This is a genomic window from Alcaligenes sp. HNGD-HTN06 (assembly GCF_049932565.1).
GTDB classification, from domain to species: domain Bacteria; phylum Pseudomonadota; class Gammaproteobacteria; order Burkholderiales; family Burkholderiaceae_B; genus Alcaligenes; species Alcaligenes ammonioxydans.
In genome coordinates this window covers 2,614,698-2,632,610 of sequence record NZ_CP187782.1, presented here as the reverse complement: position 1 = coordinate 2,632,610, position 17,913 = coordinate 2,614,698, and the positions used below count along the sequence as shown (strand labels likewise).

The 17,913-nt window shown below is 56.8% G+C and carries 21 protein-coding genes and 1 tRNA gene; 19 read left to right on the top strand and 3 right to left on the bottom strand.

From position 1 onward, the window contains the following. Positions 1-55: 55 nt before the first annotated feature. The 13 genes from ACOZ42_RS11985 to ACOZ42_RS11925 are packed head-to-tail and all read left to right on the top strand — an operon-like array spanning position 56 to position 9,808. Positions 56-2,005: a phage tail tape measure protein gene (locus ACOZ42_RS11985; protein ID WP_426345172.1), complete on the top strand. Its 1,950-nt coding sequence runs from the start codon at positions 56-58 to the stop codon at positions 2,003-2,005. Continuing rightward, positions 2,002-3,303, top strand: a complete 1,302-nt coding sequence (locus ACOZ42_RS11980) for a DNA circularization protein (protein WP_426345171.1) — start codon at positions 2,002-2,004, stop codon at positions 3,301-3,303. Before ACOZ42_RS11985 ends, ACOZ42_RS11980 begins: the two co-directional genes overlap by 4 nt. 1 nt (position 3,304) lies before the next feature. Then, complete coding sequence (locus ACOZ42_RS11975; RefSeq protein ID WP_426345170.1) at positions 3,305-4,411, top strand: phage baseplate assembly protein; 1,107 nt, start codon at positions 3,305-3,307, stop codon at positions 4,409-4,411. Further along, positions 4,408-4,959, top strand: coding sequence for a phage baseplate assembly protein V (locus ACOZ42_RS11970; RefSeq protein ID WP_131070762.1), 552 nt, complete (start codon positions 4,408-4,410; stop codon positions 4,957-4,959). Before ACOZ42_RS11975 ends, ACOZ42_RS11970 begins: the two co-directional genes overlap by 4 nt. Next, positions 4,956-5,357 carry a phage GP46 family protein gene (locus ACOZ42_RS11965; RefSeq protein ID WP_321269165.1) on the top strand — a complete coding sequence of 134 codons (402 nt, stop codon included), beginning with the start codon at positions 4,956-4,958 and terminating at the stop codon, positions 5,355-5,357. The genes ACOZ42_RS11970 and ACOZ42_RS11965 overlap by 4 nt, the downstream gene beginning before the upstream one ends. Then, positions 5,347-6,390 (top strand): baseplate J/gp47 family protein, encoded by a 1,044-nt coding sequence (locus ACOZ42_RS11960; protein ID WP_426345169.1) that lies wholly within the window; start codon positions 5,347-5,349, stop codon positions 6,388-6,390. Before ACOZ42_RS11965 ends, ACOZ42_RS11960 begins: the two co-directional genes overlap by 11 nt. Next, the gene (locus ACOZ42_RS11955; protein WP_426345168.1) at positions 6,381-6,977 is read left to right on the top strand and encodes a YmfQ family protein; all 597 of its coding nucleotides are present in this window, start codon (positions 6,381-6,383) and stop codon (positions 6,975-6,977) included. Before ACOZ42_RS11960 ends, ACOZ42_RS11955 begins: the two co-directional genes overlap by 10 nt. Before the next feature lie 8 nt (positions 6,978-6,985). After that, on the top strand, positions 6,986-7,345 hold the full coding sequence (locus ACOZ42_RS11950) for a hypothetical protein (protein ID WP_426345167.1): 360 nt from the start codon (positions 6,986-6,988) through the stop codon (positions 7,343-7,345). After that, positions 7,329-7,520, top strand: coding sequence for a hypothetical protein (locus tag ACOZ42_RS11945; protein WP_426345166.1), 192 nt, complete (start codon positions 7,329-7,331; stop codon positions 7,518-7,520). The genes ACOZ42_RS11950 and ACOZ42_RS11945 overlap by 17 nt, the downstream gene beginning before the upstream one ends. A 28-nt stretch (positions 7,521-7,548) precedes the next feature. After that, entirely contained in the window at positions 7,549-8,046 is a 498-nt protein-coding gene (locus ACOZ42_RS11940; RefSeq protein WP_426345165.1) for a hypothetical protein, read from the top strand. Between the two features lie 8 nt (positions 8,047-8,054). Next, entirely contained in the window at positions 8,055-8,939 is an 885-nt protein-coding gene (locus ACOZ42_RS11935; RefSeq protein ID WP_426345164.1) for a hypothetical protein, read from the top strand. Then, complete coding sequence (locus tag ACOZ42_RS11930) at positions 8,822-9,349, top strand: gp53-like domain-containing protein (protein ID WP_426345163.1); 528 nt, start codon at positions 8,822-8,824, stop codon at positions 9,347-9,349. The genes ACOZ42_RS11935 and ACOZ42_RS11930 overlap by 118 nt, the downstream gene beginning before the upstream one ends. Positions 9,350-9,358: 9 nt before the next feature. Beyond that, the gene (locus ACOZ42_RS11925; protein ID WP_426345162.1) at positions 9,359-9,808 is read left to right on the top strand and encodes a tail fiber assembly protein; all 450 of its coding nucleotides are present in this window, start codon (positions 9,359-9,361) and stop codon (positions 9,806-9,808) included. Here the strand turns inward: ACOZ42_RS11925 and ACOZ42_RS11920 are convergent. After that, a complete protein-coding gene (locus tag ACOZ42_RS11920) occupies positions 9,743-10,831 on the bottom strand; it encodes an acyltransferase family protein (RefSeq protein ID WP_426345161.1) in 1,089 nt (362 codons plus the stop codon). The two genes, ACOZ42_RS11925 and ACOZ42_RS11920, sit on opposite strands and share 66 nt — an antisense overlap. Positions 10,832-10,929: 98 nt before the next feature. On the opposite strand from ACOZ42_RS11920, the gene ACOZ42_RS11915 reads away from it, so the two are divergent. From ACOZ42_RS11915 to ACOZ42_RS11905, 3 genes are read left to right on the top strand one after another with little or no spacing between them, the layout of a single operon-like run. Next, complete coding sequence (locus tag ACOZ42_RS11915) at positions 10,930-11,361, top strand: hypothetical protein (protein WP_426345160.1); 432 nt, start codon at positions 10,930-10,932, stop codon at positions 11,359-11,361. After that, the gene (locus ACOZ42_RS11910) at positions 11,358-11,933 is read left to right on the top strand and encodes a lysozyme (RefSeq protein WP_426345159.1); all 576 of its coding nucleotides are present in this window, start codon (positions 11,358-11,360) and stop codon (positions 11,931-11,933) included. The genes ACOZ42_RS11915 and ACOZ42_RS11910 overlap by 4 nt, the downstream gene beginning before the upstream one ends. After that, the gene (locus ACOZ42_RS11905) at positions 11,926-12,174 is read left to right on the top strand and encodes a hypothetical protein (RefSeq protein WP_426345158.1); all 249 of its coding nucleotides are present in this window, start codon (positions 11,926-11,928) and stop codon (positions 12,172-12,174) included. Before ACOZ42_RS11910 ends, ACOZ42_RS11905 begins: the two co-directional genes overlap by 8 nt. Before the next feature lie 155 nt (positions 12,175-12,329). Here the strand turns inward: ACOZ42_RS11905 and ACOZ42_RS11900 are convergent, their stop codons facing one another. Then, a complete protein-coding gene (locus tag ACOZ42_RS11900; RefSeq protein WP_426345157.1) occupies positions 12,330-12,707 on the bottom strand; it encodes a hypothetical protein in 378 nt (125 codons plus the stop codon). A 258-nt stretch (positions 12,708-12,965) separates the two neighbouring features. Between ACOZ42_RS11900 and ACOZ42_RS11895 the strand changes: the two genes are divergently transcribed. Next, positions 12,966-14,987, top strand: a complete 2,022-nt coding sequence (locus ACOZ42_RS11895; protein ID WP_426345156.1) for a BbrUII/HgiDII family restriction enzyme — start codon at positions 12,966-12,968, stop codon at positions 14,985-14,987. A gap of 242 nt (positions 14,988-15,229) precedes the next feature. Here ACOZ42_RS11895 and ACOZ42_RS11890 read toward each other — a convergent pair whose 3' ends face one another. Further along, entirely contained in the window at positions 15,230-16,297 is a 1,068-nt protein-coding gene (locus ACOZ42_RS11890; protein WP_426345155.1) for a DNA cytosine methyltransferase, read from the bottom strand. Between the two features lie 403 nt (positions 16,298-16,700). On the opposite strand from ACOZ42_RS11890, the gene ACOZ42_RS11885 reads away from it, so the two are divergent. Both ACOZ42_RS11885 and ACOZ42_RS11880 read left to right on the top strand, forming a co-directional pair. Beyond that, positions 16,701-16,777: transfer RNA gene (locus ACOZ42_RS11885), tRNA-OTHER, on the top strand. A gap of 350 nt (positions 16,778-17,127) precedes the next feature. Then, a complete protein-coding gene (locus tag ACOZ42_RS11880) occupies positions 17,128-17,910 on the top strand; it encodes a 3-hydroxybutyrate dehydrogenase (protein WP_426345154.1) in 783 nt (260 codons plus the stop codon). Positions 17,911-17,913: the final 3 nt, after the last annotated feature.

Sequence of the window (17,913 nt, the reverse complement as noted above, 5' to 3'; positions counted from 1 at the left end):
TGTTTGAAATGACCGGCCAGGCGCATCGGGTTGCGAACGAAATGAAGGAGTAGCTATGGCCCGCGAGTTCCAGCTTAAGGCCTTGATCACGGGGGTCGACAAACTGTCGCCCACCCTGCAGAAGGCCCGCGCCAATGCCATGAATTTCCGGCGCGGGCTGCTCAACAGCGGTTTGGGGCAACCCATCAATCTGATGGACGTTGTGAAAGGGGGGGCCATTGCGGCCCCTTTTTTTGCGGGTGCGCGTGCCGCCATCGAGTTTGAGTCGTCGATGGCCGATGTGCGCAAAGTTGTTGATTTCGACACGCCTGAACAATTCGCTCGGATGGGGCAGGACATCACCAAAATGTCGACTAAGCTGCCGATGGCGGCCAAAGACATTGCCGCCATCGTGGCCGCCGGCGGGCAATCGGGTATTGCGCGGGACGAGCTGCAGGCCTTCGCCCAGGACGCCGTCAAAATGGGTATCGCGTTCGACCAGACGGCGGAGGAATCTGGCGACACGATGGCTAAGTGGCGCACATCGTTCAAGTTGGGTCAGGTCGAGGTGGTGGCGCTGGCCGACAAAATCAATCACCTCTCCAACAATGGGGCGGCAACGGCCCAGCAGATCAGCAATATCGTGACGCGCATCGGGCCGCTGGGTGCAGTAGCTGGCCTGGCCGCTGGCGAGATCGCCGCCATGGGATCGACGCTGGCCGGTGTGGGTGTCGGCCAGGAAGAGGCGGCGACCGGCATCAAGAACTTCATGCTGGCCATGACCTCGGGAAGGGCGGCCACCAAGACGCAGCAGCAGGTGTTCAAGGCATTGCGACTGAATGCTGAGCAGATCTCGGTCGGGATGCAGAAGGACGCCAAAGGCACGATGCTCAAGGTGTTGACGGCCATCAGTAAAGTCGATGCGTCCAAGCAGGCTGGGGTGCTTCAACAGCTGTTTGGAAAAGAATCCATCACGGCCATTGCGCCGATGCTGGATAACCTGGGCCTGCTTAAAAAGAACTTTGAGCTGGTGGCGGATGCAACTGAGTACGCCGGATCCATGGAAAAGGAGTACGAGGCCCGATCAAAAACCACCGCCAACAGTATCCAGCTGCTGTGGAATCGCGTCACGGCGCTGGGTATGGCCATTGGCAATGTCCTGTTGCCGCCGATCAATTCATTCATTGCCTACGTCGGACCGATGATTGATCAGGTCACCGCGTTGGCGCAGGCCAATCCCTGGTTGATCAAAGGGTTGGTGGGTGCGGCGGCGGCATTCGTAGGCATGCGGCTGGCCGTGGTCGGGGTGGCCTGGGCTATCAAAATCATGTCCGGTGTCATGACGATGTCGCCCGTGGGCATGCTCATACGGGGTATCGCCCTGGCCGCAGGGTTTCTGATCGCCAACTGGGAGCCGGTGAGCGCGTGGTTCAAAAACCTATGGGCGAAGGTTCAAGCCCCAGCCCAAGCAGTGTGGGACTGGATGAAAAACACGTTCCTGAACTGGACGCCGTTGGGCCTGGTGATCAAAAACTGGGAGCCGATCACAGCCTGGTTTGTTGGGCTGTGGGCGCAGGTCCAGGCGCCTGCGCAGGCGATTTGGAACTGGATGCAGGGCGCATTCCTGAACTGGAGTCCGCTGGGAATTATCATCAAGAACTGGGAGCCGATTGTGGCCTGGTTCAAGGATTTGTGGGATCGGGTATCGGGATTCATCGAACCCATCATGAAAGGCGTCGATGCCGCCAAAGGCGCGGCTGTCTCTGTGGGCCAGTCGGTGTCAAACACCTGGGATAGCGGCGTGGGCTGGTTGAAAAATGCCGTTGGTCTGGGTGATGAGGCGCCGGCAAAACCAGCGCCGGCGCTGGCAGCGCCAGGTCGAGAGACGCGCCTGGATGGGGAAATGGTAATCCGGTTTGAGAATGCGCCGGCTGGCATGAGGGCGGAGCCAGCGCGCACCAATCAACCAGGCCTGAATGTCCGTCAGGATATTGGTTTGCGGTCTATGGCAGGAGCGAGCGGATGAGCTGGCGAGATAAAAAACAGGCCGCCTCATTTCGTGGGGTGGCGTTCGAGGTGTTGCGGGACTCGGCACCCGCTGGGCAGCGCACGCAAGTGCATGAGTATCCCCAGCGCGATACCCCGCTGGTGGAGGCGCTGGGCAAACGAACCAAGGAAATCCGGATCACGGCGTTTGTCGCGGGAGATGATTGCCTGAGCCTGCGTGACGCGCTGCTGGAGGTGATTGAGCAGCCGGGTTCTGGCGAGCTGATCCTGCCCTGGACGGGCAGCATCACCGCCACGTGCATTGACTGCAACTACTCGCACGACCGGCGCACGCAGGGAATGGTGCAGTTTGAACTGGTGTTTGTGGAAGGGGAAGCCGAGCCATCTTATCCGGTGGCCGGTGCCGATGCGGCATCCACACTGAACAGCGCTGCGGATGCCGTGCAGACGTCTGCACTGGAGCGTTTCACGCAGGCGCTGGAGAGCATCGACCTGTCGCAAATCAGCCTGGACGCGGTATTGACGCCCATCAGTCAGGTGCTCGATGTTGTCCAAGACGTGTATGGCTCGGTATCCGGCGTGCTGGGATCCGCCCAGCGTGTTTTTGATTCGGTGATGGCGGGGCCTGGGGCGTTCGCCCATGCGGTGTTCGGCATCATCGGTGGTGCGCGTATGCTATTTGGCGGGTTCTACTCACGCGCCCAGGGCGTCATGTCGCTGTTTGGACTGGCTGACCGTGCCGACGCGGTGCAGCGCCTGGGCGGCACGCTCCTGCCCAGCGGCGCGGCCAATCGGGTGTTTGTGGCTGCGGTGCGCTCGCTGGTGCAGGATGCAGTGGCGGTCGATGCCGTGCGGGGTACGGCTGCGTTGCCGTCTAAAACCATCAGCGTGACCCGTGCCGGGCAGGTGGCTGTGGATGGGATGAGGCAGGGCGGGGTGGCGGTGGGCTCGGGGACGCTGGGACAGGTGGTGGATGGGCTGACCGGGGTTGATCGGGTTGAGCTGCCGGTGGCAGACGATGTGCTGCAGGTGCGCGATGGCGTATCCGAGTCGCTCTGGTCCTTGGCCGAGCAGTCGCCAACGACGCATTACGAGGTGATCGCCCAGGCCCGTGTTGCCGCCACTCGGCATTTAACTGCCGTGGCGCGCCAAGGTGATGTGCTGACGCGCTACAGCAACCCAGCCCCTATACCGGCGCTGGTGCTGGCTTATCGCCGTTACGGGGACGCGGCCAGGGTGGGGGACATCGTTGCTCGCAACGGCGTACGTCATCCTGGGTTTGTGCCTGCCACCGAATTGCTATTGCCGAGGGATTGAAATGACAGCAGAGGATCTGGACCGAGTGACCCTGGTGGCGGACGGCATGGGGTACGGGGGCTGGAAATCGGTTGAGATTACAGCCGGCATCGAGCAGCAGGCACGGGATTTCAGGCTGGGAGTGACCTGGCGCTGGCCCGGCAGCGGCGAGGCGCCTGCGCGGATTCGCCATGGCTCGCGCTGCGAGGTCCGGATAGGCCCGGATCTGGTGCTGACAGGCTATGCGTATGCCACCCCTATCGAGTACGACGCACGACAGATCACGGTCGGCATTGCTGGCCGCTCCCTGACCTCGGACCTGGTCGATTGCAGCGCGGCCCGTGGGCAGTGGCGTGGCCAGACCGTGGCGGCGGTTGTTGCCGCTCTGGCTGCGCCCTACGGCCTGAGCGTGGTTGACCAGGCTGGGGATGGGCTGACGATTGCGGACCATCAAACCGAGCCGGGAGAGACGGTTTTTGCCTCAATTGACCGGCTGCTGGAGCAATCGGCGCTGCTCTCTACGGACGATGCCCACGGGCGCGTAGTGCTGGCGGCGCTGGGATCGGCGGGCCGAGCGACCGATGCGATTGAGCTGGGCGTGAACGTGTTGGGGGCATCGGCGCCGCTGGACTTTTCAGGCGTGTATTCAACGTACGAGTGCATTGGTCAGCAGGCCGGCACCGATGAGTCGTTCGGTGTCGAGGCGGCCGAGGTGCAGAGCGTGGCGGGTGATGAGCGCGTTGATCGTTATCGGAATTTGACCGTGCAGCCGCAGGGCCAGGTCAGCACCGCCATCGCCGCCAAACGTGTCGCCTGGGAGCGCGAGAGCCGGATGGGCCGAGCTCTGGCGACGGACTACGAGCTGCAGGGCTGGCGTCAAAGCGATGGGCGGCTCTGGCTGCCCAATATGTTCGTGCCGGTGCGCGACCCCATGATCGGCTTCGACAGAGAGATGCTGATCGGCAGGGTGGTTTACACGCTCAATGAGCGCGGCAAGCGCGTCTCGTTGCGGGTAGCGCCGCCTGGTGCATATTCGCCTGAGCCCAAGGCCCCGAAAAAGCAGAAGAAGGGCAACAAGGGCGGCGATGCGTTCGAGTATCTGTTGCCAGCTGACTGGGACAAATCATGAAAATTCTGAACTTTATTGCGCGCGGGACGCTGTCTCTGGTCGATGCAGCTCGCAAGCTGCAGGGGCTGCAGGTGCGTCTGACAGCCGGCGAGGTGAAGGATGCCGTAGAGCACGTGGAGCCGTACGGATTCACCTCGCATCCGCTGCCGGGTGCGGAGGCCGTGTTGGGGTTTGTAGGTGGCAACCGCTCCCATTGTGTGGCGTTCATCGTGACGGACCGGCGATACCGGCCCGTGGGCCTGCAGCGCGGTGAGGTTTGCTTGTTCACCCATGAGGGGGACGAGATCCGCTTCCGGCAGGGCAGGGTGATCAGTATCGCTGCCGGCACCAAGATTGAAGTCACCGCCCCAGAGGCGGTTTTTAATTGCTCGACCAGCGTCACGCTCAATACCCCCAGGGTGATTGCCACGGGGGATATTGAAGCGGCCGGCGAGATCCGTGACGGCGTCGGCACGATGAGCGCGATGCGGAGCACGTACAACGGACACAACCATCCCGAAAACGACAACGGCGGGCCGACTGATGAACCTAATCAGAGGATGGAATGAGCATTCGCAATTTATTGGCCTCGGCGGATCAGTTGGAGCGGGCGGTTGTGATCAGTCTGTTCACCTGGCGACGTGCCGAGCCGTCGGATCCGGTCGATGACGATGAGCGCCATGGCTATTGGGGGGATGCCTACCCTGACCAGCCCCAGGATCGGATCGGCTCCAGACTATGGTTGCTGCGGCGCCGCTCGCTCACAGCACAAACCATGAAGGATGCCCAGCGGTATGCCGACGAGGCGCTGGCCTGGATGGTAGAGGATGGCGTCGCGCAGCGGGTAGAGGCGCGCTTTGAGCGCCAGGGTGCAACGCGCCTTGATCTATACGTGACGTTGACCCTGGACGAGGGACAACGACAAATGCAATTTGACGATGTGCTGGGGGTGATCAATGCCATTTGAAATTCCAACACTGCCGGCCTTGGTGCAGCGTGCTGGCGAGGATTTGGCGCGGGCAGGGGTGGATGGGGTGCTGCGTCGTTCTGATAGCGCAGTCCTGGCCCGCGTGATGGCGGCCGGTGCCTTTGGTCTGTACGGCCTACTCGCCTGGCAGTCCAAGCAGATCCTGCCGGACTCCTGCGATGAAGACATGCTGGCGCGCTGGGCTGGCCTCAAGGATGTGCCGCGTACGCCTGCGACGTCGGCGCAGGGTGCCATAGAAGCAACTGGGGCTGACGGCGTTTTTGTCCCAACAGGCATGCTCTGGCAAACGCGGGCTGGTGTGCAGGTGCGTGTGACTCAGGACACATTGCTGTCGGGTGTCACGCGTGTACCCGTTGAAGCCGTTGTTCCAGGCGCAGCTGGCAATTTGGCGGCCGGCGCGCAACTGGTGGCCATATCCCCGGCGCCAGGCGTCATTGATCGGTCGACAGTCGCGGCGCCTGGCCTGGTCGGCGGGACAGATCTGGAGCCGCTGGAGCGATGGCGCCGGCGAGTGGTGCGAGCATTTCGGATTCAGCCTCACGGCGGTGATCCGGACGATTACGTCACCTGGGCGCTGGAGGTTCCTGGGATCACGCGGGCATGGGTGCGGCGGGCCTGGCTCGGTCCGGGGACGGTCGGCGTGTTTGTTGTTCGTGATGATGACGACAACATTCTCCCGGATGCGGCCGAGCTGGCGGCAGTGCTGGCCCACATTCAAAGTAAGCGACCGGTGACAGCAGAGATTCATGTGTTGGCGCCCACGCTGTTGCCCGTGAATTACCAGATCCAACTGTTTCCCGATGGTGATGCGCTGCGGGGCAAAGTCGAAGACGCTCTGCGCGAGCTGCATATGGCGGAGGCTGATCTGGGAACGCGTCTGTACCGCACACATGTGGCGGCCACCATCAGCAACGTTCCAGGCGAAACGGATCACAAACTGCTCTCTCCGGCCGCCGACGTTGTGCCCCAGCCGCAGGAGCTGCCGGTATTCGGGGGGCTGACATGGGTGTGAGAACGGCGCAGGACTATCGGATGCAGCTGCAGCAGCTACTGCCCCCTGGGCCAGCCTGGGATCCTGAGCTGTATCCGATGCCGGCGATTGTGGCTGATGCCATTGCTGCCGAGCTGGCGCGGGTCGATGCACGGGCGGCTGATCTGCTGTCTGAAATGTTCCCTGGGACGCTGCGCGAGCTGTTGTCCGATTGGGAGCGCGTCATGGGGTTGCCTGACGAGTGCCAAGGAAACACGGCCTCTCCGAGCGGGCGGCTGCGCGAGGTGCTGCGGCGTTTCTCGGATGTCGGGCGACAGGATCCTCTCTATTTTCAGGAGATGGCGCAGCGCCTGGGCTACCCCGAGGCGCGAGTGATTGAATGGCGCACGCCGCGTTTTGGCCTGGCGCGATTCGGCAGTAGCCAGTTTGGCAACTGGGATTGCCAGTTCGTGTGGGTGGTCCAGTTGGGCGCGCTGCGCGCCAAAGAGCCGATTTTCGGTAACGCCCAGTTTGGCGACCGATTCGGCGCCAACGAGACCGACATTGTTGAGTGCGTGATTCGACGCTACGCGCCGGCGCACACCGTCGTGTTTTTTGATTATTCCTAGGAGCTGACATGCTGGAAGGACGATTGACGACTCCCCTGGAGATCAAGCAGGGCGACACGTTCCACCTTGAAATTTTGTGGACAGACTCCGAGGGCGTGCCTGTGGCCATGGCTGGCTGCACAGCACGGATGCAATTGCGCCGGCTGCCCGGCGAGCCGGTACTGCTCGATATGTCCACGGAGAATGGCCGCATCACGTTGTCTGACGGCTCCATCGTGATCGACGTGGATGCGGCGGCGATGCGCGAGTTGACTGCGCCTGACGGTGCGTTTGACCTGCAGATTTCCTATTCCGATGGGCGGGTGCAAACGATCCTCGGAGGTCTGTTTCGCTTGATCCCGGATGTGACCTATGACGGCAACGCTTAAGCAGGTTGTCCGCGAGGTGGTGCTGGTGAAGAACGCAAAGCGTCCTGTGATCACGATCCGAGAGCCGGCGCGGCCGACGGTGATCACGATCAAAGCACAGGGGCCGATCGGCCCGCCAGGCCTGCCCGACGAGGACATTGACTACCTCATGTATTACGCCCTGGCCAAAGGCTGAAAAATCAAACCTGACAAAGGAATATCGCATGTCCACTTTATCTGTAAATCTGGTGGCGCTGGCTCAGGCCATCGGCGTCGACATCGGCAGCATCAACGCCCGCATCGGCACGCTGTCCACCCTGACAACGACTGAAAAAACCAATCTGGTCGGCGCACTCAATGAAGTGCGCGCCAAGCTGCTGAGCGTTGAAACGTCTGCGAACGGCGCGGCACGCATCAACGATACAACCAAGGGTGCGGCCACTACCTATTCCAGCAACAAGATCGAGGCGTACGTTTCGGCCAAGATCGCGGACCTGATCGGCGGCGCCCCTGCAGCGTTCGACACGCTGAAAGAAATCGCCGACTACATCGCCTCAGACCAGACGGCCACCAGCGCACTGACCACAGCCATCAATAACCGCGTGCGGTTTGACGCCGCGCAGACGCTGACCGCGGCGCAGCAGGCGCAGGCCTGCGCCAACATTGGCGTGGGTGATCCCGCTACGGATTTTGTCGCCTCGTACACCACCGCCAAGGCCTGATTATATTGGTGAACCAGATCAAGGCCTTCTGCGCTGCGGTCGGTGCAGACATAAAGCAGCTCTGGGGCGCGGTGAATCAGAAAATGCCCCGGCGTGGACTGTACGTGAACCAGGGCAATGCGAACGAGCGCCGCTATTACCTGATCGGCCGGATCACCAATAACAACGGTTCGTTTCGTGTGAAAGGCTTGATCGGTGGCCACGACATCCACTCCCAAGGCGGCGCGGTAGACCTGTCGATCCACTCCCGAGCAGGAAATATCCCGATCATGGGTTTTGTGGGGGGCAACCTGGGCCTGCAGGACCTGCAGGTCTACAAATCTGCCACAAACGAGGTGTTTATTTATTTGGTCTCAGGTCATTACGGCCTGACGGATCTGGAGTACAGCGAGACGCTCGGCGGCACGGTCTATTTCTCCCCAGGCTTCACGCTTGAAACGCCTGCCCATACGTTGATTTTTTCTGCGGCCGCGCTGGCTCCCGACCTGGGTTTGTTGCGGCTGGTGGGAGGGGTGGAAGCCACGCCGACGGCGGCAGGCCTGCTATCGGCGGTGGACAAAGAAAAACTGGATGGGCTTGCGGTGGGGGGGGCGTTCCTGCCTGGACATCCGAGGGTCGACCGAACTCTGGCGCGGTCCGATTCGGATTCAACACGACCTGGGGCGGGCTGGAATATTGGAACGGGTCGGTGTGGATCCGGCTGCAGGGCGAGCGGGCCTATTCAACAACATTCGGCAATGGCCGATTTGGTAATAAATTTTAGTGGAGAGTACAGATGGATTACCCAAAGAGTTTGCCGGGCATTGGACTGGTGGGCGGCAAGTTCGCTGATGCGAATCCGACAACCGGCGCACCGGGATCATGGATTTCTGCAGCCTGGGCGAATAGCCTGATGGATGAATTGCTCGGAGTCATCGAGGGAGCCGGCCTGGCTCCGTCTGAAGCCAGCAATACTCAATTACTGCAGGCCATAAAAATACATGCTGCAGGCAGGCTAGTAGCGTCCACGCCGAATTGGTATTACGTATTCCCGGGTGGCCTGATTGTCCAGGGCGGGTATACGCAAGGTTACAGCGGATACACCATTACATTGCCCGCAGCGTTTCCAAATGGCGTTCTTGGCCAGCCGGTCGCTTGTGGAGTTGGATCTGATGTGGCTGCAGTTGGGGCTGCGGCATTCGCAGAGACGTCTAAGGTTATTGGGAGTCAATTCAAGATATTTACATATACCCCGCCGGCTTCTGGCGGCGGGCAATGGGGCCAGGGCCCGCGCGCTGTGACTTGGCTAGCTTTTGGTCATTAAGGAGTAATCATGAAAATTTTTTACTCGGCGGCTCGAAATACCTTCTTCCCAGAGGACATTCTGGCGATGATTGATCCCGACGCGCGCCCAGACGATCTATCTGAAATAAGCCAGAGCTTGTATGCAAACTGCATGAATGCCCCATTAAGGGGCGAGTATGTCGTCGCCGGCACTAATGGCCAACCTGAAACTGCGCCGCTGCCGGGGCCGTCGCAAGAAGAGACGCTGCAGAACAACCTTCAGATACGTGATCAGTGTCTCGCCAGTGCTGCCATCAACATGGCGCCTCTTAGCGACGCCGTAGACCTTGGCATAGCTACAGAGGCGGAGGCTGCTTTGCTGATCCAATGGCGGCAGTACCGGGTAGCGGTGGGCCGTATTGATCTGTCCGTTTCAGGTATTGTCTGGCCTCAACCACCGGGCGACCCCGATGCGACTGAAGTGGAAGAATCTACTTGAAAACGCGCGGGCGGCTTTAATTGAGCCTTCTTCAACCGGAAGGAAAAGCCTGGCGGCGGCCAAGCAAGCTGCCAGGCTCACTATGCCGATCAGAACGGTTTGCATGGGTGTAGTTGGGCCACCGTTTCCAAAATACAGATACATCGTTGAGCTAATGCTGCAGATTATCAGCATGTGCGTTAGATAAAGTGGAAATGAAACTCGTCCCAGCCATTGGGAGAGACGAGTGGATAGCAATGCCTGCAGAGCAGGGGAGAGCAATACCGCTGCGACAATGGCAGCCGCATACATAGACACTGCGGTCAAACTGTCTCCCAAATAGCGGACCATTGCGACTGGGAGCGTGATGGTCAGCAGTCCTATCCCCGCAACATTGCTGCTGGGAATCCAGTCTAGCGCGCTGCAGCGAGCCAGCAACATACCCAGCGCAAAAGCCACCAAATGCTGATTGTGTTCGGCTGCCCAATACGCGAATGCGGCGATGATAATTACCTGCATTAGTCGGTTGCGGCCACAGAGCAGGAGCAGGCCAAATATAATCATGGATCCCAGCATCTCAATCCACATGGTCCAAAGCGCAGAGTTATAGGACGTCCGCCCGTTATAGTTCATGTAGACATCCCACAGTCCAAACTGTAGCGCGCCTGACAGGGAACCCTCAAATTGGTAGAAAGACTCGAGCCAGGCGCTTGATGCCGCTTGACCAGCTGGAATGTTCGAGAACCATCCGAGCTTCATGAATAACAGGGCTATTAATGAAGTGGCAAGGATAGGAATTGTGAGTCTTGGATAGCGACGAACTGCAAGCGTCGTCACGGTTTTCCGCTGCTCTGTGCGGAAAAAGCCAATTGATAAGACATAGCCCGAAAGTACGAAAAACACGTACACGGCTAACTGCCCGTCAGTAAAGAACGGGAGGACATTGTTCAGCAAGCCGTGGGTGAGAAACATAGGCCCAAGGTGGCTGCCGATGACAAATAGAGCGGCCCAGCCACGCAGGCCATCAAGGTAGTGTTCGCGCATATCGCAAGTGTAATTGAACGTTAATGTATTTCTACAGAAACCACCTCGGGTGGTTTTTTTACGTCTGCCGCTTCGGCGGCGCTTCACGGGAGACAGCCATGCCGACCGTATTACACAAGGGGAAGGACTTGGAACCGACAAGCACGGGAACATCGGCGGCTGGTTTGGCCGTCTGGAAGGCGATGGGAGGAATAGCAGGCATGGGCGCCATCGGGGCAGGCCTGGCCACGCTGGTGGTGATGTGTATTCTGCGGCCGCGCACGCAGTCCGAATGGGTTGTGGGGGTGATCAGCACGGTGGTGGCCTCGATCTCAGGCGGGGCCGCGGTGATTCAGCACTACGAGCTGCACCACTGGGCGAACAACCCGGTAGGTCTGGTGGCCATGCTTGGATTAGCGTTCGCATGTGGGCTGCCTGGCTGGGCTGTTGTGCGCTGGGCATTCAACTTTTTCGACAAGCGGCGCAAGGCCGATCTGCTCGAAGTTATGACAGAACTGCGCGAAGGTGCGATTGGAGGGAAAACAGAATGAAGTCGTTGTTGAATTTGATCACGGGCCTGTTGGCCCTTTTTTTTCGGCCACAGAAAGCAGAGCAGGCCACACCAGAGCCACAGAAGGCTTCACCGACGGGCATGTCCGCCGATGGCCTGGCCATCCTGCGGTATTTCGAGAGCTGCCGGCTGGAAGCCTACTGGGATGCCGACGGCAAGGTCTGGACCATCGGCTGGGGCGACACCGGGCCGGACGTCGTTCAGGGCCTGCGCATCACTCAGGCTGAGGCCGACCAACGTCTGCAACGCCGGCTGGCCCATGAGTTCGTGCCTGGTGTTCTGAACGCACTGACTCGTCCTGCGACCCAGGCCCAGCTCGATGCCATGGTGGATCTGGCCTACAACATCGGCGTGGAAGCATTTCAAGGTTCCACGCTCGTCCGCTTGTTCAATGCCGGCGACCAGGCCGGTGCTGCTGAGCAGTTCCCGCGCTGGAACAAATCAGGCGGCAAGGTGCTGCTGGGCCTGCGTCGCCGTCGTGCTGCAGACCGCGCTCGTTTCTTGGGCGCATCTGGGGCTGAGGCAATCAAGATAGGAGCGGCCATTGTTTAAGGCGCTATTTTCTAAGCTGGCAGGCTGGCTGGGGCTGCTAGGTGGCCTGGCCCTGGCCGCGCTGGCGCTGCTGCAGGTCGGGCGGCGTCAGGGCAGGGCACAGGCAGAACAGAAACAATATGAGGCGGATCTCTCCGCTGGGGAGGTGGGACGTGATGCAGCTGAAACGATTGAGCGCCTGGGCGATGATGCTGTGCGTGATCGCGCTCGTAAGCGGATGCGGGACACTCGGGGGCGGTAGCTACTGCGCTGCCGCTCAGCGTCCGTTCCAGTGGCGCTCAGACGCCGAGATCAACGCCACGCCGATCAGAGTGCTGCGTTATGTGGAAACTGAGGCTGAGACGTGGGCACGGCTGTGTCGGAAAAAGAACGGAGGCGATCCGTCTCAACGATGGGTCAGGAGCGAAGAAGAAGCTTGATTTCATGATGAACCGCTTCAAAGTCAATGCGCTTCAGAAGAATCTCCTCGCGAGGCCACTTAATAGTCCCACTCCAATAGAGGGACTTATCTTGCAAACGCATTGATAAATCTCTGCTTGCGTGACGCGCTTTGGTAGCAGCATTTGCCCAAAGCGCAGAAAGCTCAAATTCTCGTTCTCGATCCGGAGTTTGAGACACACTCTGCTCTTCTGAATATCTTATGCTTGCGATAAGAGCTTCATTTATTGCGCCCAAAGCATCGTCTGTTTGCGCATTGCGGTACTGTCTGTTTTTTATGTGCCAATCCAGTAAGCTCTGGAGGGGGCCCAGGAAGGTACTTAGTTCAACAGTCATAAATATTACCTTTACGTTGCGTTCAAGATACGTAACGCCAACATAACTCTTTCAAAGTAGGAGCGTTCGAGCTCGAAGCCCAGGGGCTGATCAACTTGGCAAAATAGTGCCCAGCGCTCCTAGATCGCTTGCCGGAACTACTGCTTGGGCTATTTATATGGGTAGCCCGAAAACCTGGATATCAGCTATGCTGCGACTCTTAATTAATGATAATTTATTTTTTAGTTGTACAGCTGAATTGACATGGGAGGGGACTGAATGAATGCCGTAGTTGAAGGGGGAAATAATATTGAGTTTCAACTTGAGGTCGATCTAAACGTCCTTAATCATTTGGGAATTGGTCTCTATAGTAGTACCCCTGCGGTTGTAACTGAAATCGTAGCTAATGCTTGGGATGCCGATGCTGAGTTGGTTAATATCACGATAGAAGATGGGAAAATTATTGTTCATGATGATGGTCATGGCATGGGGGCTACAGAGTTGCAGGGGCGTTTCTTAAAAGTTGGTTATGCCCGCCGGGAGCAGCCGGGAGGGGCCCGGAGTCCTAAGCACGGTCGTCCGGTGATGGGGCGTAAGGGGATTGGCAAGCTGGCTATGTTTTCGCTTGCTAACAGGATCGACATTTGGTCGAAGATGAAGAGTAGCCAAGAGGTAGCGGGCGCAGTATTGGTGAGTAAGCTTAAAGAAAAGATTAGCCAAAACGTTGGGTATACATTAGAGCCCGTCATTGAAGGGTATCAATGGGGTGCCAACAGCGGTACTCGAATTGTATTATCTGACCTTAACGCCGGTACAGACAAGACAGAGGCATTTTTGCGTCCGCGCATTGCACGCCGATTTAGCGTTGTGGGCGATCGGTATAAGTTTAAGGTTTGTATTAATGGCTCAGAAGTTACGACGCGGGATCGTGGATATCATAGCGACCTTCAGTTTTGGTGGGATCTTGACGACGAGACACGCAAAGAACAACAGCTTTTAGCGACATCTTTAGCAAGTGATGAGAATGGTGAAAAGTGTATTGCTCGGCTTAGTGACGTAGTGGTTCATGAGAGCCAGGTTTATAGGCTTCGCGGTTTTATAGCTACAGTAGCGAAGCCTAAGCAATTGAAGAAAACGGATGACAATATTAATCAGATTTCTCTCTTCGCTAATGGTCGCGTTTTTCAAGAGGACATGTTAAAGGATATCGGTAATGCGAAGATCTTCAATAGCTACCTTGTTGGAGAAATTCATGCCGATTTCCTTGACTCTGATGGAGTTGATAGGGCGACAGCAAACCGTGAGGCGGTTAAGACTGGAGACCCTCTTGTGTCTGCAGTCAGGAACTGGCTAAAGGAGGTGCTTGCTCAAGTTGCTGACCAATGGGATGAGTGGCGTCGTCAACAGAATGTCGAAAGTGACGATGCGCAAACCAAGCTCGCATTGGAAACATGGTATGAGTCACTTGGCGATCCCCGCGATGTGAGATTGGCTAAGAAGTTGATCACACCAATCTTGACTACTGAACATTCTAATGATGATGTAAAGAACAACGCTATTAAGCGTGATCTCGTGCGAAGTGCGATTGTTGGGTTCGAGAAATTGCGGATTCGGAAACAACTTGATCGCCTTGAGCATGTCCATGATGTTATGTCCATCGAATTTCAGAAGATATTCCATACCATTGGAGATATCGAGGCTAGCCACTATCACGAAATTACACGCTCTCGTCTGCAAGTTATTGAGAAATTTGAAAGAGAGATTGTGGAACCTGGTGTATTGGAAAAGATTGCTCAGAGCTATTTGTTTGAGCACCTCTGGCTGCTGGATCCAACTTGGGGGCCGGTTGGTGAGAGTAAGGTCATGGAGCAGACTCTGACCAAGGAGCTTAAGGCAGTCTCACCAGACACGGAAACGGGTGCTCGGCTTGATATTGCTTACCGTACGTCAAGTGGCAGGCACGTCATCGTCGAACTTAAACGTCCGGGTTTGAAGGCCGTTGACGTACATGATCTTATCAGGCAAGGAAAGAAGTATAAGGCGGGTATTACTGAGTACTTGAGGAAGCATCCCGATCTTGCTGGATACAACGGAAGACTTCCCCCAATTGACGTCTATTTCGTGACCGAAGAGCTGCCTAAAACCCCAGACGGGGATGCTCTGGAGGACCTGCGTCATTACGATATGCAAGCCTTCACTTATAAGGGGATGATCATGAATGCAAGGAAGGCGTATCAGGAGTACATTGATAAATCACCAGATGTCTCCAGCATTGAGGATATCATCCGGCATATTACATAATCCCCTATGTCGTGCATATTAACCTGCAGAACGTTTGGCCTCTTTCTGCAGGTTAAAAGCATACAGTGTTTGGAGTGGTGGTTCGTTATATGACCCATAAGGATAAAGGCTCGTTGTAGGGCTGCATATCGAACTATTTTTAGGCTATTTATATGTGTGATGTTTACGGCCTGAACACTCACTTCATTCCCGGCGCTGGGACAGGTAATCCGGTTGGGGAAGGAAGGCGAATACCCATTTCGCTATTTTCCTTGTTTGTATACCTCTTGACTTTGTCTTCTCTCAAGATGGTTAGCGATACTGATTGCAATTACTTCACCCAACCGTACGGGCACTGCATTTCCGATTAGACGACCGATCACGCTGAAGTTCGCACTTTCGTTCTTTGGCATGAACTGATACGTCTTCGGGAAGGTCTGTAATAGAGCTGCCTCTCGCAAGCTGATGGCTCGATCTTGCGCGGGGTGCCCGAAGCGACCATTACCGAAGCCGTAGCACATTGTAGTCATCGTTGGAGCCGGATCCTCCCATCGCATACGTCCGTAGACGGAGCGAAAGCTTTTGCCTGAGTCACGGCGATGGCATTGTGCTACCAGGGGCTCCTCCCAATCTTCCCATGAGCCGCCGGGCTTTGATTGACGAATCCGTTTCAAGTTAATTTCCGTTAGTCCTGCCGCTGCATGCAGTGGGTCACTCTTGGACGTCTCGCCTGCCTGGATTTTTGGTAAGTCTCCTATCGTGTCAGCAACGGAAATATGATTCTCATGTGTCGGGGGGATGAGTGAGATTGGTCCTAGCTTCGATGCCAGGAATACTAAGCGCCGGCGGCGCTGTGGAACACCGTAGTCCTTGCACTCTACCACTTCGAACCAAGTGTGATATCCGTCAAAGGCTTGTAGAAACTCATCGAAAATTGCATGCTTTGGTAATTGAGGCACATTCTCCATGGTGACTAAATCGGGTTGTACCCTACGTACTAAGTTGCCAAATGAGCGGAGTAATTTCCACTTTGCATCTTGTGTGGTGTCTTTACCCTTGGCATACGTGGAAAAAGGTTGACAAGGAGCGCAGCCGGCAAGGAGGCTGTAGTCCTCTTGATCAAGATAGCTGGCCAGCTCTTCTGCCGTGAGGGATTCCACGTCGCGATTAAGAAAGATCGCACCGTTGTTATTGGCTTCGTAAGCGAAGCGACAGGCATCGTCGACATCTACACCAGCTTTGACTTGGATACCCTTTTGCTGTAGGCCATGCGTAAGGCCGCCAGCTCCGCAGAACAAATCGACGCAGGCGACGGGGAGACTCTGTTTCATTAATCGTTAATTGCCTTTGTTGTTGTAGGAACCTTAGACGGGAGCACATAACATAGCCCTGTATTCTAACTACAGAGCAAAGAGGTGCAACCGGTAATACATAAGGTGCGATTACCGATGTTGCTAGGTGATGAAGGATTGAGTGTATGGTCTCAATCTATTAGTCAAGGAATGAAGTGATAAGCATACTGATTTTTCTATCTGACGACTCTTGAGTTGCTGTATTTAATTACAGTATTTTAGCGTGTTATGTAATGATGGGGTGTAGCTCGCTCTAATGAACTCTATTTATCGTGGCTGTGACTTTTTTGTGACTATATGAGGCACAAAAACAAGGTAAATCATATCAAGGTAGAAATAGATAGCACCGGATGGTGTTGATAAATAAGGGGTTTGTTTACTTGGGGTGATGTATGGCAAGACTCGAAATCAGGCGTACGTGCAAGCGTACCGTGGGTTCGAATCCCACCCTGTCCGCCACTTAGAATTTTAAAAGCCCTTGATTATTCAAGGGCTTTTTTGTTTTCTATTTGCCTTGTCGGTTTTGTTGGCCAGTTGCCTGTCATGTTGCGGCGTTAAAGTGGGAAACGTATGGCTGTCTGACGGGCAATTGCCTGCCGAAACGCGGGTTCTCAGTTCCGATTGGGCAGACATGACCTGTGTCGATGCCCACGTGAGCACAGATTACTCCGGTGTTACGGGGCTATCTGTCGCCCCGCGGGGTGGGCGCTCAGCTCGGACAAAACTCTCCTGACGTCTTGTCCGGCCATGCAGAGCGGCGAGTACACTTGAGGTTTCAGTTCTCTGTTGTCCATACTCACGAGGTATCTATGCTGAAAGGTAAAAAAGCGATCGTAACGGGATCGACCAGTGGTATTGGTCTGGCCATGGCCACCGAATTGGCAAAAGCAGGTGCGGATGTGGTGATCAACGGTTTTGGTCAGCCTGAAGATATCGAGCGCGAGCGCAGTTCTCTGGAGTCCAGATTCGGCATCCACGCCTATTATCTGAATGCGGACCTGAGTGACGCCCAGGCGACACGTGACTTTGTTGCCAAGGCCGCGCAAGCCCTGGGTGGCCTGGATATTCTGGTCAATAACGCTGGCATCCAGTACACAGCAACCATTGAGGACTTTCCTGTCGACAAATGGAACGCCATTATTGCGCTGAACCTGTCTGCTGTCTTTCATGGTACGGCCGCTGCCTTGCCCATCATGCAAAAGCAGGGGTGGGGACGTATCATCAATATCGCTTCGGCCCATGGTTTGGTGGCCTCGGTGAATAAGTCGGCGTATGTGGCGGCCAAGCATGGCGTTGTTGGGCTGACCAAAGTGACGGCGCTGGAAAATGCCGGCAAGGGCATTACGTGCAATGCGATTTGTCCCGGGTGGGTCCGCACACCGCTGGTGGAAAAGCAGATTGAGGCCATCAGTCAGCAAAAAGGCTTGGATATTGAAGCCGCTGCTCGCGAGTTGCTAGCAGAGAAACAGCCTTCCCTGCAGTTTGTGACGCCCGAGCAATTGGGTGGGGCGGCGGTGTTCCTGTGTTCGGCTGCTGCAGATCAGATGACGGGGACGACGCTCAGCCTGGATGGTGGCTGGACGGCGCGCTAATCG

Coding starts and splice junctions, on each gene's coding strand:
- ACOZ42_RS11985 (WP_426345172.1), top strand. CDS start 56: ATGGCCCGCGAGTTCCAGCTTAAGGCCTTGATCACGGGGGTCGACAAA.
- ACOZ42_RS11980 (WP_426345171.1), top strand. CDS start 2,002: ATGAGCTGGCGAGATAAAAAACAGGCCGCCTCATTTCGTGGGGTGGCG.
- ACOZ42_RS11975 (WP_426345170.1), top strand. CDS start 3,305: ATGACAGCAGAGGATCTGGACCGAGTGACCCTGGTGGCGGACGGCATG.
- ACOZ42_RS11970 (WP_131070762.1), top strand. CDS start 4,408: ATGAAAATTCTGAACTTTATTGCGCGCGGGACGCTGTCTCTGGTCGAT.
- ACOZ42_RS11965 (WP_321269165.1), top strand. CDS start 4,956: ATGAGCATTCGCAATTTATTGGCCTCGGCGGATCAGTTGGAGCGGGCG.
- ACOZ42_RS11960 (WP_426345169.1), top strand. CDS start 5,347: ATGCCATTTGAAATTCCAACACTGCCGGCCTTGGTGCAGCGTGCTGGC.
- ACOZ42_RS11955 (WP_426345168.1), top strand. CDS start 6,381: ATGGGTGTGAGAACGGCGCAGGACTATCGGATGCAGCTGCAGCAGCTA.
- ACOZ42_RS11950 (WP_426345167.1), top strand. CDS start 6,986: ATGCTGGAAGGACGATTGACGACTCCCCTGGAGATCAAGCAGGGCGAC.
- ACOZ42_RS11945 (WP_426345166.1), top strand. CDS start 7,329: ATGACGGCAACGCTTAAGCAGGTTGTCCGCGAGGTGGTGCTGGTGAAG.
- ACOZ42_RS11940 (WP_426345165.1), top strand. CDS start 7,549: ATGTCCACTTTATCTGTAAATCTGGTGGCGCTGGCTCAGGCCATCGGC.
- ACOZ42_RS11930 (WP_426345163.1), top strand. CDS start 8,822: ATGGATTACCCAAAGAGTTTGCCGGGCATTGGACTGGTGGGCGGCAAG.
- ACOZ42_RS11925 (WP_426345162.1), top strand. CDS start 9,359: ATGAAAATTTTTTACTCGGCGGCTCGAAATACCTTCTTCCCAGAGGAC.
- ACOZ42_RS11920 (WP_426345161.1), bottom strand. CDS start 10,831: ATGCGCGAACACTACCTTGATGGCCTGCGTGGCTGGGCCGCTCTATTT.
- ACOZ42_RS11915 (WP_426345160.1), top strand. CDS start 10,930: ATGCCGACCGTATTACACAAGGGGAAGGACTTGGAACCGACAAGCACG.
- ACOZ42_RS11910 (WP_426345159.1), top strand. CDS start 11,358: ATGAAGTCGTTGTTGAATTTGATCACGGGCCTGTTGGCCCTTTTTTTT.
- ACOZ42_RS11900 (WP_426345157.1), bottom strand. CDS start 12,707: ATGACTGTTGAACTAAGTACCTTCCTGGGCCCCCTCCAGAGCTTACTG.
- ACOZ42_RS11895 (WP_426345156.1), top strand. CDS start 12,966: ATGAATGCCGTAGTTGAAGGGGGAAATAATATTGAGTTTCAACTTGAG.
- ACOZ42_RS11890 (WP_426345155.1), bottom strand. CDS start 16,297: ATGAAACAGAGTCTCCCCGTCGCCTGCGTCGATTTGTTCTGCGGAGCT.
- ACOZ42_RS11880 (WP_426345154.1), top strand. CDS start 17,128: ATGCTGAAAGGTAAAAAAGCGATCGTAACGGGATCGACCAGTGGTATT.